Annotated in this window: 11 protein-coding genes; 7 read left to right on the top strand and 4 right to left on the bottom strand. The window is 66.5% G+C overall.

What is annotated here, in order from left to right; all coding sequences use genetic code 11:
* Positions 1-12: 12 nt before the first annotated feature.
* The 4 genes from MRBLWH7_RS06090 to MRBLWH7_RS06075 all read left to right on the top strand — a co-directional run bounded on the left by MRBLWH7_RS06090 (position 13) and on the right by MRBLWH7_RS06075 (position 5,300).
* Entirely contained in the window at positions 13-987 is a 975-nt protein-coding gene (locus tag MRBLWH7_RS06090) for an MBL fold metallo-hydrolase (protein ID WP_342000183.1), read from the top strand.
* A 60-nt stretch (positions 988-1,047) separates the two neighbouring features.
* Positions 1,048-4,017, top strand: a complete 2,970-nt coding sequence (locus MRBLWH7_RS06085) for an FAD-binding and (Fe-S)-binding domain-containing protein (protein ID WP_342000181.1) — start codon at positions 1,048-1,050, stop codon at positions 4,015-4,017.
* Positions 3,992-4,447 (top strand): YbhB/YbcL family Raf kinase inhibitor-like protein, encoded by a 456-nt coding sequence (locus MRBLWH7_RS06080; RefSeq protein WP_342000179.1) that lies wholly within the window; start codon positions 3,992-3,994, stop codon positions 4,445-4,447. Before MRBLWH7_RS06085 ends, MRBLWH7_RS06080 begins: the two co-directional genes overlap by 26 nt.
* Before the next feature lie 67 nt (positions 4,448-4,514).
* Entirely contained in the window at positions 4,515-5,300 is a 786-nt protein-coding gene (locus tag MRBLWH7_RS06075; protein WP_342000177.1) for an SDR family NAD(P)-dependent oxidoreductase, read from the top strand.
* Positions 5,301-5,339: 39 nt separating this feature from the next.
* Here MRBLWH7_RS06075 and MRBLWH7_RS06070 read toward each other — a convergent pair whose 3' ends face one another.
* Complete coding sequence (locus MRBLWH7_RS06070) at positions 5,340-6,083, bottom strand: hypothetical protein (protein ID WP_342000175.1); 744 nt, start codon at positions 6,081-6,083, stop codon at positions 5,340-5,342.
* Positions 6,084-6,257: 174 nt separating this feature from the next.
* On the opposite strand from MRBLWH7_RS06070, the gene MRBLWH7_RS06065 reads away from it, so the two are divergent.
* Positions 6,258-7,457 (top strand): acyl-CoA dehydrogenase family protein, encoded by a 1,200-nt coding sequence (locus tag MRBLWH7_RS06065; RefSeq protein WP_342000173.1) that lies wholly within the window; start codon positions 6,258-6,260, stop codon positions 7,455-7,457.
* A complete protein-coding gene (locus tag MRBLWH7_RS06060) occupies positions 7,454-8,056 on the top strand; it encodes a flavin reductase family protein (RefSeq protein WP_342000171.1) in 603 nt (200 codons plus the stop codon). The genes MRBLWH7_RS06065 and MRBLWH7_RS06060 overlap by 4 nt, the downstream gene beginning before the upstream one ends.
* Before the next feature lie 379 nt (positions 8,057-8,435).
* Here the strand turns inward: MRBLWH7_RS06060 and MRBLWH7_RS06055 are convergent, their stop codons facing one another.
* Positions 8,436-10,712 (bottom strand): glycoside hydrolase family 3 C-terminal domain-containing protein, encoded by a 2,277-nt coding sequence (locus MRBLWH7_RS06055; RefSeq protein WP_342000168.1) that lies wholly within the window; start codon positions 10,710-10,712, stop codon positions 8,436-8,438.
* Positions 10,713-10,740: 28 nt separating this feature from the next.
* Positions 10,741-12,030: an MFS transporter gene (locus tag MRBLWH7_RS06050; protein ID WP_342000165.1), complete on the bottom strand. Its 1,290-nt coding sequence runs from the start codon at positions 12,028-12,030 to the stop codon at positions 10,741-10,743.
* Between the two features lie 123 nt (positions 12,031-12,153).
* Here MRBLWH7_RS06050 and MRBLWH7_RS06045 point away from each other — a divergent pair, with 123 nt between their 5' ends.
* Complete coding sequence (locus tag MRBLWH7_RS06045; RefSeq protein ID WP_342000163.1) at positions 12,154-12,753, top strand: TetR/AcrR family transcriptional regulator; 600 nt, start codon at positions 12,154-12,156, stop codon at positions 12,751-12,753.
* A gap of 883 nt (positions 12,754-13,636) precedes the next feature.
* Here the strand turns inward: MRBLWH7_RS06045 and panD are convergent.
* Positions 13,637-14,023, bottom strand: coding sequence for an aspartate 1-decarboxylase (panD, locus tag MRBLWH7_RS06040; protein ID WP_342000161.1), 387 nt, complete (start codon positions 14,021-14,023; stop codon positions 13,637-13,639).
* Positions 14,024-14,113: the final 90 nt, after the last annotated feature.

Raw genomic sequence — 14,113 nt, 5'->3', positions numbered from 1 at the left:
TCCCACTCCGCCGTGACCCGCAGCCGCGAAGAGGCCGCGATGCGCGGAGAGCTTCCCATGCCGGAGCGGATCGATGAGCGCACCTGGTGCCTTCCCCTTCCGATCGACTTCCCGAACGGGTCCGTGCGCTTCACGCTTTGCTATGTCCTCGAAGACGCCGAGCGGGGCATCCACCTTATCGACCCCGGTGCAGACTCGGAGGATAACGTCCGCATCCTCACGGATTTCCTGACCGACATCGGTCGCGACCGAGGATCAGTGCGGTCCTGCATCGTCACGCACCTGCACCTCGATCATCTGGGGATGGCGCACCGCCTCCGCGATCATGGAGCCGCCACCGTCATGGGTGCCCGAGAGGCGCGCCAGTTGAAGGAGAACGTCGCATTCCCCGACGAGGGCGCGCTTGCCAGGTGGGGAGTGCCCGACAAGTCGCGCGGCGAGCTTCGCGCTCGTGTCTCGCAATCGAGTATGCGCGCAGCCGATATCCACGTGGACGTGCGGGTCGAGGAGGGCGATGTCCTGCCCATACCCGGTCGGGAGGTCGTGGTCGTCGACACGCCCGGCCACACGGCGGGGCACGTGTGCCTCGTCGAGGAGGGCTCGGGTCTCTTCTTCTCGGGAGATCATGTGCTGCCGATCGTGAATCCCGGCATCGGGCACTGGGTGGGCGACGGTGAGAATCCTCTCGACTGCTATCTGGATTCACTGCGGAAGACGGTTCGCTACGACCACCTCGTCGTCAGCCCCGGGCACGGGTATCGCTTCACGGGCCTGGCGGAGCGCAGCGCCCAAATCGCAGAGCACCATGAGGCCCGCACTCGAGCGGTCGCCCGGGCGATGCGCGACAGACCCGCTGATTCGGTGTGGGGGACCGCACAGCGCATCCCGTGGACCGCGGGCCTGAGCACCCTCGTCGGCCCCCGGCTGGTGGCTGCCCTCGCGCAGACCGAGATGCATATGACGCGAGTACGGGCCGGGTCGCACTGACCCGTGCGGACCATCTCGGGGCAACGGGGATCGAGCGCGCCGGCTGAGATCGGAGAACAGGTGAGTCTGACGCGAGAGCGCACGGCGCTGCTGGATCTGCTGGAGGCGACCGGCGTCATCGTCGACCGCTCGGGCGCGACGCTCGCGGCGTACTCGTATGACGCGTCCAACTACCGAGTCCCCCCGCTTGTCGTCGTGTACCCCCGGGACCCCGAGCAGGTGCGTGGGGTCATCGCCGCATGTCGCTCCACAGGAACCAGCCTGGTGACGCGGGGCGGCGGGACGTCGATGGCGGGGAACGCGGTCGGCGCGGGAGTCGTCATGGATGTGTCCCGGTATATGACGCGCATCCACCGCATCGACACGGACGCCATGCTCGCGGACGTCGACCCCGGGGTGGTGCTGTCCGACCTGACCCGTGCAGTCGAGGATGCGAGCGGCGGGGCGGCGACGTTCGCCCCCGATCCGTCGTCGCGCAACCGTGCGACAGTCGGGGGCGCGATCGGCAACGACGCCTGCGGGAACCACTCGGTCCGGTACGGGCGAACGACCGACCACGTGATCGAACTCGACGTGGTCACGTCCGACGGGGCCGCGCTGACTGCGTCCGCCGGCGGAATCCGCGCGACTCGCGCTGACGACGAGTACTCGCTCCGCCGCGCAGAGGAGTTGGAGAACGGCCTGCGAGACCTGGCCCTCGGCAACCTCGCGGAATTTCGACTGGAGCTCGGCCGCATCCCGCGACAGGTTTCCGGCTACCACCTCGCGCACCTGCTGCCGGAGAACGGCTTCGACGCAGCAAGGGCGCTGGTCGGCTCCGAGGGCACATGCGCCGTCGTCGTGCGGGCGCGCATGAAACTGGTGCCCAGACCGGCGAGCGCGCTACTCGTCTGCCTCGGCTACGCCGACGTCGTCGACGCCGCGCGCGACATCCCGGAGATCCTGACGTTCCGGCCCGCCGCGGTCGAGGGGATCGACGAGGACATCGTTGAGACGATGCGCATGCGCCGAGGGCCGCAGAGTGTCGTTGGGATGCCCGCGGGCAAGGCGTTCCTTTACGTGGATCTGGACGGGAAGGACAGAGCGTCGGTCGTCGCGGAGGCGGAGCGGCTCCTGAGCCGGCTGCAGACGATGGGACGGATGCGGGAGGGGCTCCTGGTGAGCGATCCTTCCGACCGGGCAGCGCTGTGGCGCGTGCGCGAGGATGGCGCCGGTCTCTCGTCAAGACCGGCGCGCGGCGGGGAGACCATGGCCGGATGGGAGGACTCCGCTGTCGCGCCTGAGAACCTGGCTGACTATCTGGCCGACTTCCGTGGACTCCTGGAGGCGCACGGTCTCACGGGCATCATGTACGGCCACTTCGGTGCCGGTTGCATGCACATCCGGATCTCGTACGACCTGCGGACCGAGTCCGGGCGGGAGGTGTTCCGGGCTTTCACTCACGATGCCGCGCGCCTAGTGGTGCGGCATGGCGGCTCGCTCTCGGGTGAGCACGGCGACGGCCGTGCGCGGTCGGAGCTGCTCCCTGTGATGTACTCCGCCTCGATGATGAACTCGTTCCGGCGGTTCCGCGCGCTGTGGGATGGTCTCGGCCTGCTCAATCCCGGCTCGATCGTCGACCCCGCCCCGTTCGACGCCGACCTGGCTCTCGCGGACGTTCCGGATCGTGCGTGGCGCACGCACTTCGACCTGAAGCCGGCTGCCGGTGCGCCGGACGACATTGACCCGTGGGTCCATGCGGTGCAGTCCTGCATCGGCGTGGGCCGGTGCCGCTCGGACACCGGCGGTGTGATGTGCCCGAGCTTCCGGGCCACGCATGAAGAGACCGACTCGACCCGAGGCCGTTCGCGAGTGCTCCAGGACATGGTCCGGGGGGCGCGGGGCGCCGAGTCCGGGTGGCGGTCAGAGGAGGTGCGAGGAGCGCTCGACCTCTGCCTCTCGTGCAAGGCGTGCTCCACCGACTGTCCGGCCGGCGTCGACATGTCGACGTACAAGTCCGAGTTCTTCTCGCACTACTACGCCGGCAGGATCCGCCCCATGTCGCACTACTCTCTCGGATGGCTGCCGCTGTGGCTGCGGTTCACTGTGCACATCAGCCCGGTGGTCAACGCCGTGCTGAGGACTCCGCTACGTCGAGTCCTCCTCCGTGCCGGGGGACTGAGCCCACTCCGGCGCCTGCCCTCCTTCGCCTCACGGCGCAGTCTGCGACAGGCGCTCGGGGTGCACGGCACGAAGCGAACGGACGGGGATGTCGTCCTCTTCGTCGACTCTTTTACCAGGGGATTCCGCCCCGAGGTGGCGGGAGCGGCGGCGCGGGTCGTGTCGGATGCCGGGCACACGGTGTCGTGCGAGGCAGACGCCTGCTGCGGGCTCACGTACATCTCGACGGGTCAGCTCAGCACAGCCCAGCGGCTGCTGCGGACCGCGATCGACAGGCTGGACGACGGAACCGACCGTCCGATCGTCGTGATCGAACCCAGCTGCGCAGCGGCCCTGCGTAAGGACGGGCCCGAGCTGGTCGGCACCGCGGCGGCGCAGCGCGTGGCAGCTCGTATCCGGAGCTTCGCCGAGGCCGTGACCGACTGGACGACGCAGGGTTGGAGGCCCGCGCACGTCGCGTCCGAGGTCACGGTGCAGACCCACTGCCACGAGTACGCGGTGTTCGGCGCAGGCGTGCAGCGGGCCGCCCTCGAGGCCGTGGGTGTCACGATCGTCCGTGAGGCGACAGGATGCTGCGGCGTCGCGGGAAACTTCGGCTTCGAGGCCGCCCACTACGACGTGTCGATGGCAGTGGCGGCGCAGGCGCTCATCCCTGCTCTGAACCGGACCGGACCCGAGACGCCCGTCCTCACCGACGGCTTCAGCTGCTCCATGCAGGTTCAGCAGCTCGAGCCGGCTCGACGCGGCTGGCATCTCGCGGAGATCCTCGACCCGCCGGGCTATTTGAACGAGACGAAATCGGTCCGGCGCCGAGGGCGGCGACGGCATGAGGAGAGGACGAGTCGTGGCGCTCAACATCCGGGATCTTGAATTGACCAGCCTTGATCTGCCCGGGGGCGGTCGATTCCCCGACCGCTTCACCGCCTATTTCGACAACGCGGTGCCGCGGCTGAGTATCCGAGGTGTCCCGAGTGGCGCCGTCGAGCTCGCGCTCATCATGCATGACCCTGACGCCCCGCTGCCGTTCGGCTACTCGCACTGGACCTGCTATGGGATACCCGCCCGTGCCGGACTCCTCGGGGACGACCTGCCGTTTCGGACCGGCCAGAACGACGCCGGAAAACGCGAATGGTTCGGCCCTCGTCCTCCCGTCGGGCATGGGAAGCATCACTACTACTTCTGGCTCTATGCGCTCGACCGATCGGTCAGTGGGGAGCCGTCCCGTGCCGAGTTTCTCGCCCAGTACGCATCGCACGTGATCGAGCAGGCGCGCCTGGTGGCGACCTACTCGCGAGGGTAGCGACCGTCGCGTCCCGCCCGATGAGCGGCTTGCGCACGCGGCGGCGCCGGCCCGCGAGGATCTGCCTATGGCCGATGATGTCTTCTCCACGGGTGCGTTCCAGGGCAAACGGGTGCTCATCACGGGCGGAGGGACTGGTGTCGGACAGGCGACGGCTCTCGCCTTCGCCGCGCGCGGCGCCCGAGTGCTCGTCGGCGGGCGGCGCAGTCAGCCGCTGGAGCGCACCCGCGAGCTGGCCGCTGGCCTCCCCGGGAGCATCGAGGGTCAGCAGGTGGACGTGCTCAGCGCCGGTTCGGTGCGCAGCATGGTCGACCGCGCGACGCGGGAATGGGGCGGGGTGGACGTGCTGTTCAACAACGCCGGCAACAGCGGTCAGGGCCGCCCGCTGGCTGCGGTCGATGAGGAATCCTTCGACCGGACCATCGGCATCCACGCTAAGGGCGTTTTCCTCGGTATGAAGTACGCGATCCCGGCGATGGTCGAGTCGGGGGGCGGCGCGATCATCAATATGTCCTCGATCGCCGGTGTCGTGGGCATGGCGGGCAATGCCGAGTACTGCGCCGCGATGGCGGCGGTCATCGGCCTCACGAAGGCCGCAGCGGTCGACTACGCGCGACACGGCGTGCGCGTGAACGCGATCTGCCCCGGCGCCCACCGGACGGAGATCCTTAACGAGTTCATCAGCCGCTTCACGCCTGACGAGTGGCAGGAGCATGTCGATCGCGTGTATCCCACGCGCCGGGTGGCGGATCCGTCGGAAGCGGCAGCGGTGGTGCTCTTCCTCGCCTCCGACGCGGCGTCCAACATCCATGGCGTGGCGCTGCCCGTGGACGGAGGCTACCTCGCGCTCTGATCACCGCGTGCAGGCGCCCGGCCCACGGCCGGCGCAGGACTACCCGGCCGCGGCGACACCCATGCGGCGGGGCGTGAGCGCCGCCAGCACCTGCACGGGGTAGCCGGCCGCTTCCATGCGCTCCACCTCCGCCGTCGAGGGCGCGTGCGCCTCGGCGTCGGAGTCGAGGAACCACAGCAGCGTGAAGCGCGCCTCGCCGTCGGGGGTCTGGTCGCCGAAGATGTGGACCGCGGACACGCTCTCCACGTCGCGGACCACCGACTCCGCGCGATCGAGAAGCCATCCTGCCCCCTGGCCGTCACGGTCGATGACCACCTCGACCGACAGCGCCTTCGTGGGGTCCATCAGCGCATACTCGTCCGTGGGGAAATCGGGCTTGCGGCGAGAGCCCACGAAGTCGGCGAACCCGGTCATGAGCGGTGTCCGGTCCGCGAAGGACCGCCCCTCATCGTTCGCCCGGTTCGTCGCACTCATGATCCAGGACTTGGCGTCGTCGAGCCGGCCCTCGACGATCAGGTACACGCCCAGGAACCACCGGCCGGCCGAGGCCGTGGCTGCCAGTCCCTGCTGGGCGGTGTAGCCCGGAGATCCCTCCCACCGCCTTCCGGCGAAGAACCACGGACTGCTCATCGCGACGGGGACGAAATGGTCGCCTTCGTAGAACTGCGTGTACCGGTCGGACGCCTCGGTCGTCGTCTCGGCCATGGTGATCAAGGCATGGCCGAGGGCAGACGAGAGGGGGCCGGTGGTAGGCAGGGCGACGTACGACGGGGAGACCGACATGAGTTCCCATCCTTCCGCGGGGCGGACATTGTTCGAATAACCGAACTGTCTATTCGTTTTTTCAACTCCCTTCTTACTATGAGTTGACCAAGAACGCGACGTCGCGTTCTGCGGCGAAGCCGAACGCGACGTGCGACCTCGATACCGGACCGGGTTCCGGGAAAGGTGGAAGAGATGTCGTTGGAGACGGTGTTGGATGTCACGAAGTCCGCGGGCGCGGACTACCTCGACCGCGCGAAAGAACTCGCACCCCTGATCCGAGGCGAAGCCGACGAGATGGAGCGCACCGCGACGATCACCCCCGCGGTCGCGGATGCCCTCCGCGAGAAGGGGCTCTACTGGATGCTCCTCCCCGCCGATCTCGGCGGCGGCGGCCTAGGTCTGACCGAGACTGTCGCGGTGCTTGAGGAGATCTCTCGAGCCGACGGATCCACGGGGTGGGCACTGATGGCGCCGACGCTCGGAATCGGCCTCGGCGCGGGATACCTTCCGACCGACGGTGCGCAGGAACTCTACGGCGGGGACGACAAGGCCGTCTCCGCCGGATTCTCTGCGCCGTTCGGCAAGGCCGTGCGGGTAGAGGGGGGCTACCGAGCGAAGGCGAAGCTGCAGTTCCTCAGCGGATCCGCGTTCCTGACGTATGTCGCTGCGGGTCTCATGGTGGTGGATGACGAAGGGAAGCCGGAGCTGCTGCCCAACGGCGAGCCGAACACCCTGTTCGCCTACTTCCCGCGTGAGAACGTGGAGTACCTCGGCGGCTGGGACGTCATGGGAATGGTCGGCACCGGAAGCATCGACTACGAGGTGCCGGAGCAGTTCCTCCCGGAGCGGCGCGCATTCTCCACCGCATCCTCGGCGAAGCCGAACCGGTCCGAGGGTGTCTTCTCGCTGAGCCTTATCAGCATGAGCGTTGCAGGCCACGCGGCGGTAACGCTCGGCATCATGGGCCGGGCGCTCGAGGAGATCGCCGACGTTGCGAAGAACAAGGCGCGGCTCGGATACGCCGGCACGATCGGGGAGCACCCTCTGTTCGCGCACGACTTCGCCGTCCGCGAAGCGGAGTATCAGGCTGCCAGGGCGTTCGCATACCGGGTCTTCCAGGAAGCCGAGGATGCCGCAACGCTGGAGGGCGGGCTCTCCGACTATCACGATGCCCGGGTCCGACAGGTGTCGACGTGGGTTCACAACGTCGCCGACCAGCTGACGTCGTTCACCCAGCTGTGGGGCGGGAGCAAGGCGTTCCGCAACCCGAGCGCGTTGGGCCGCGCCACCCGCGACATCGCCACCGCGAAAACGCACCTCCTCGTCGACCAATCGACGCTCATCCCTGCCGCAGGACCGATCCTCGCCGAGTGGCGGGGAGAGAACGCATGACCGCGGTGGCCGAGTCTGACCAGACGCATCCGACCGGTGCGACCAACCCGGAGAGTGTGACGCCGCATCGCACACTCCCGAACACAGTCAGCGCGGACGAGTTCAAGCGGGCATTCCGCAACCATCCCGCCGGTGTAGCGGTGGTCACCGCAGATGCGGGCGACGGTCCCGTCGGGTTGACTGCGACGTCGGTCTTCTCGGTCAGTGCCGAGCCTCCACTGCTCGTCTTCTCGATTTCGGAGCTCTCATCGAGCGCGCCGACGATCAAACGCGCCGAGACAGTCGTCGTCCATCTTCTCGGCGCCGACCAGATCGGTATCGCCAAGTTGTGCGCGACGAGCGGTGTGGACCGGTTCGCCGACGAGGACTCCTGGAATCGACTGGTCACCGGCGAGCCGGTGTACCACGGTGCGCACGCCTGGATCCGCGGCGCGGTCATCGCTCAGTTGGAGGCAGGCAGTTCGACGCTCATGGTCGTGCACGCGCTCCAGACGAGTGCACCAGCCGCTGGAAGTGCGGAGGCGAACGCAGAGACGACGCGACCCCTCGTCTATCACAATCGTGCTTGGCATCACCTCGGAGAGCACTCGCGCCTGTGATGGGCGGATCACTTTCACCGCCTGTCGACGACGGAGGACGCTTAACTGATCACCGATGAGGCCGCGGCGAATTGCGCATGGTGTCAGAGCACGAGCGCGTCGCTTTGGATCTTTGCGACATGGCGAGCGGCACTGGACGTGGGATCGGTGCCGGCCATACGGGACGACGACGTCGACGTAGGCGTTGGCGTTGACGACCGGATCTGTTGCCAGAGTGGAGCGGCTCACTCGCAGGTCGAGTCGATCCAGTCAGCCTCCGTCAGCAGCTAGGGCCGAACACCGGACGGGAGGCGGTGACGTTCATGGGGTCTTCCGTCATCGGGTCGGTCGGCGGAGCTTTCAGCGGCCTGGCCGAATTCAGCTTCTGACATCACGGTTGCTAGTCCTGTGCGCTGGGGGCGGGCCCGAAACGGACTGGCCATGGGGCGCCCGAAGTGTTGATTGCATCGAGAGCTTGGGTGAGGGCTTCTCGCGTCAGTGCGCCTGCGGAGAGGGTCACCCACCGTGCGATGGGGATCGAGGCCATCATCCGGGCCATGTCGATGCCGAGTTCGTTTGTACCGTCCGCCATCGCATCGGCAGAGCCGCCAAGGAGGGTGCGGGCGAGATTCTGTGCACCCGGATGCTCCAGGACCTCACCGAGCGTCGAGCTCAGGGTAAGTGGCGGTGGCGCGTCGTCACCTGAGATCATCACGGTTGTCGTGGAGCGGACGTCGCGGCTCGAGGCTCCCACGAACAAGTTGTACCGTCCAGTTTCGATAACCCACCGGCTCATGCGGCTATCCCAGTAGGCAAGCTCAGTCAGAGGGACATCGATCGTGATCCGGCGCGTCTCACCACGCTCGAGAACAACACTGTCGAAGCCGACCAACGCGCGGGGTGCGCGCGAGATCACCGACTCGAATACGCCGAAGTACAGCTGCGGGACCTCCCGACCGTCTCTATCGCCGGTGTTGGTGATGTCGAAAGAAGCCGAGAGCCGGTCCTCGACGAGGGTCACCGTGAGATCACCGTAGGCGAACGACGTATAAGACATGCCATGGCCGAACGGGTATTCGACGTCCATCTGGCGTGCGTCGTACCAGCGGTAGCCGACGAAGTGACGTTCCCCGTACACGGTGTGCTGGTTCTCAGCGAAAGCTGTCAAGAAGGCGGGAACGTCCTCGAGTCGTTTCGGGACGGTCTCGGTGAGGCGGGCCGAAGGGTTGACGATGCCGAAAAGGACGTCTGCGATCCCGCGACCTCCCCCCTGGCCGAGCAGGCTTGTTGAGAGGATGCCCGCCGCGTGGGCGGTGACGTCGGTCAGGCCGAGTACTCCGCCGCTGGTGAGGACAACCACGACACGGTGGTGGACTGCCGCGATTGTGCGCAGGAGGTGCAGCTGGTCGTCGGGGAGTTCGATGTTGTCGCGGTCGAAGCCTTCGGAGGACTGCGCGTCGCCCGGCCCGAGGAAGAGCACCACCGTTTCTGCACCTGTGGCGGCGCGGAGGGCGTCGGCGCGCAGCTCGTCGGCGTCTTCAGATCCGTTCGTGGCGAAGCCGGCGGTGAAGGTCACCGCACTCCCGCCGTTCCGGTCGCGTATCTCATCGAACGGCGTGTCCACGATCGTCGGGTTTACACGCGAGCTGCCGCCGCCCTGAATGCGAGGGCTCTTCGCGAATTCGCCGATCACTGCGATGCTTCCACCGCTACGCAGAGGAAGCACACGGTCATCGTTCTTCAGCAGGACGATGGAGCGTCCCGCGACTTCCCGTGCCAGGGTGTGATGGTCCGTGACCGAGAACCCGACGGGCGCGCCGGCAACAGCCTCGGCTTTCTCGACTAGGGCAGCCACCCGGCGGGCCGCGGTTTCGAGCCGATCAGCTCCGATGAGGCCCTCTTCGATGGCGGACACCACTAAGGCGTCGCTAAGTCCTCCATTCGCGGGCATCTCGATGTCAAGCCCAGCATCGAGGGAGGCGACGCGGTCCCTCACCCCTCCCCAATCGCTGATGACGACCCCGTCGAAATCCCACTCGCCCCGGAGGACATCGGTGAGCAGCCAACGGTTTTCAGCGGTGTACACACCGTTGAGCCGGTTATAGGAGCACATCACCGTCCACGGCTTCGCCTTCTTCACGATCCGTTCGAAGCCGCGGAGGTAGATCTCCCGCAGGGTCCGCTCGTCAACATCAGAGCTGGCCCGCATCCTGTCCGTCTCGGAGCTGTAGGCCGCGAAATGTTTCAGGGCAGCGCCGACTCCTTCACTCTGCAGACCTCGGACCCACCATTCTCCGAGGGCCCCGGTGAGGAACGGGTCCTCACTGAAATACTCGAAGTTCCTGCCACCCCGGGGGTCGCGTTTGATGTTGATGCCGGGGCCCAGGAGCACGTCGACGGAGAGGCTCCTGGCCTCAACCCCCAGCGCCGCGCCAACCCGGCGGACGAGTGAGGGATCCCACGTTTGAGCGAGCGCGGCCGCGGGCGGGAAGCAGGTGGCTGGCACGCTCTCCGCGATTCCGAGGTGGTCAGCGTTCTCCAGCTGTCGCCGAACACCGTGGGGACCATCGGAGAAGGCAATGGGCGGATACCCGTGAACCGTCTTGGTCTCCCAGAACGTGCCGCCGCTGGTTAGGGCCGCACGTTCCGGTACGGACAAGTGATTGATATCGATCATGGTGGGTGCCGTGGATCTCGGGGCCAGCTCAGCGGACCGACTTGATCTTGAAGATGCTGAACCCGCCGATGAGGACGATCACGATGGAAACGATGAATACCGGCGGGTATCCCAATCCCGACGCGACGATAGTCGACGTGACGATCGGCGCCACGATGGCCGGCACCGTGTTGGCGGTGTTGAGGATGCCGAGATCCTTGCCGGCCTCCTCGTCCGACGGCAGGACCTCTGTCATGAGGGCGGTGTCGACGGAGAGGAAGGCCCCCAAGCCCAGCCCTGCGACCGCCGTGAAGGCGATCATCGACCATCCGGTCTGGAAGATCAGCGGTAGTGCGAGGGCCACCACGAATAGCATCACAGCCACGAAGATCGGCATCTTGCGGCGGCCGATCCGATCCGACAACGGCCCGGCTACGAACGTGCCGATGGCCGTAGACACCAGCAGCGCGAGTCCGGACAGGGCGAGGATCCCGCCAGCTTCCTCATTGGAGAGCCCGATGAAGTCCGTGAGGATGTAGAGCGTGAAGTTCGTCACCATGAAGAATCCGAGCAGGAGCAGGAATCGACCGGCGAAGGCCCAGTAGAAGTCCGGCGCCTTGGCCGGGAAGCGGAAGGCGTGCAGCAGCCCGCGCATGTTCATCCGCTCGCGCGGCTGGTCCCTGTTGTCGCTATCAGGGGCGATCAGGACGAAAAGGACCGCCGAGACCAGGAGCACCCCGCCAGCGATGTACAGCACGGTGTCGGGAGCAGTGATGAAGCCCGAAGCCACGATGACTGCAACCGAACCGGCTACGAGCTGTGCTCCGCCGTAGACAGCTGACATCGTCCCTCGCTTCGTGCGGGGCACCCTGTCCGGGAAGACCGCCAGCATCGCGGGGGGAAGGGCGTTGAACATGATCGAGTAGATCACTAGCGCGACGATGAACAGGGGCACCGTGTCGGCCAACGCGACGAACACCAGGCCCAGGAGACCGCCGATCGCGCCGATGATGATCCAGGGGGTGCGGCGCCCAAACCGACTCCGGGTGAGGTCGGAGATCGCCCCCCAGAAGAAGAGGATCACGGTCGAAACGATCGCGGTCAGTGCGGTGATCAGCCCCAGTAGCACCACCTTGTCCTCCGGTGCGAGGATGGCCAGCTTTGCGGCGGTGATCACGCCGGTCAGAACCGTATTGGCGAAGACCCATCCGAGGCCGCCGATGAAGAATGCGGTTCCGAGCCGCGCCGTTCCTCGGCGACCCGGGCGGGCGCCGATCGTCCCGGTCGGTTCTGCGAGAACGTCGGGGTGAGCGAAGGGATCAGGGATTTCAGAGGACATCATCATCCAAACTCGAGGCATTCCGGTCAGCGTCGCTGCTCCGGACCCGGCTTATCTACCAAGGTGAAGATAGTATCTACCACGGTGTAGATAATTGCAAGACACGCCAGTAGGCTCTCGGCTATGACCGGTACAGCCCCCCTTGCACCATCGCGCCGGCGTGTGCGCCTCAGTCCCGAAAGACGTCGCGCCCAGATTCTTGAAGTCGCAACCCGCCTGATCAGCGACTCAGGGTATACAGCGGTGACCTTGGCAGCGGTGGCCGAGGCATGCGACATCCGACGACCATCCGTCCTGCATTACTTCGCATCGATGGACGACCTGCTCATCGCGGTGATCAACGCCCACGACGAGGACCAGTACACCTACTTCCAAGAGGCCGCGAAACGGTACAACTCCGGCACGTCGGTCGACGTGCGCGCGCTATACACCGCCGTGTTCGAGAGGAACATCAGCAAACCCGAACTGGTCCGTCTCCATGTGATGCTGTCGGTGGAGGCCCTGTCTCCCACCCACCCGGCGCACGAGCTCTACAGCAATCGGGAGCGGGGTGCCCGATCCGAACTGGAGCGGCGGCTCACCTGGAAACGTGACCCAGCCATCGCCGCCGCCGAATTCACCGCCTTCTGGGATGGACTCGAAGCCGTGTGGGTGCGTGACCGGACGCTGGACATCATCGGTGTGTTCGACTCGTACTGCGAAAGGTTCTTTGCTGTCGACTAGCCCTCGTGGCGATCCGGTGGGAGCGACGGCGCGTAGAGGGATCCGGAGGGCATGTCGATCACGATTGCCTCGCCCGCCAACGAGCTGGAGCCCGTCAGAGGTAGTGCCCAGTAGCGCGCCTGGACGTGACGTGCCGAACTGGCGCGATCCGCACGTGTTCCAGCCGAGCGGGCGACGGGGTCGCTGGGATAGGTGGCTGCTCGGTGACTGGCGCGAAGGTGCGCAGCAGAGACACGTACCCGAAGCGCCCGTTGTTCGCGAGCGCGTAGCCCGACGCCGCACGTGGGACGACCTCATCGGTCGGACTCTGCGGGATCATCTCGTCGTACACATTTCCGTTACCCAGCGCGGCATCCCTCGTCTCGTCGCCGACATCCCATTAGGACAGGTGGCGGATCACAGCCTCGCATCTGTCTCGGTCGATCATCTGGAGAACGGCGTCGGCCCCCTCGCCTTGCAGGAATACGACGCTCATCCAACGGTGCTCGGCGGACGGTGCTATCGACGCCTCAGGTAAGGAGGCAGTTTAGGTGGCGATGCTGCGGTTCATTTTCAGCTCCCTTCCATAAGGAAGGTGTGCATGTGGGCCACTCAGCCGGCCGACGAGTCGCCGGGGGAGTGCGCCATCACTTCGCCACCCCAATCACTCAGGGGCGACCCGAGCCGACCGGATACAATCGGAGAACTCGAACCGCCCGGTTCCCTGTCAAGACAAGGGAACGCGAGGGTTCTCATGACAACCGGTGGAGCTCGGAAATCGCCTGAACTCTCCAGGGGGTCGCAGGTTCAAATCCTGTCATCCCGACGAGAACGACGAAGTCCCGGAAGCCGATCGGCTTCCGGGACTTCGTCGTCTGCGTGGCCGCTGGCCCGACGACCGCGGTCAGCCCGCGGTTGTGAGCACGCGCACGGCGCTGTTCGCCGGCGCACCGGGCGTCGACTCATCGATGTTCACCACGACGGGCTGGTGCTCGAGCACCTCTTCGCGCTCGTACTGGGCGTACGACATCACGATCACGACGTCGCCGGTGTGGACGAGGCGCGCCGCGGCGCCGTTGATCTGCATCACGCCGGTGCCGCGTTCGCCGGCGATCGTGTACGTCTCGAAGCGCGCGCCGTTGTTGACGTCGACCACGTGCACCTGCTCGTGCTCGACGATGTCGGCGAGGTCCAAGAGGTCGGCGTCGATCGTGATCGACCCGACGTAGTTCAGGTCACTTCCGGTGACGGTGGCGCGGTGGATCTTGGACTTGAGCAGCGTGCGACGCAAGGGAACTCCGAGGGGTCAGTGGATCGAGCCCAATAATACGATCGCGCGAGGTCGCCCCGAATCGCGGTGTCCCGCCGCCCCGGGTAGGCT

Source organism: Microbacterium sp. LWH7-1.2 (assembly GCF_038397755.1).
Lineage (GTDB): Bacteria > Actinomycetota > Actinomycetes > Actinomycetales > Microbacteriaceae > Microbacterium.
The sequence above is the reverse complement of the archived record's forward strand: the minus strand, read 5'-3'. Positions and strand labels throughout refer to the sequence as shown.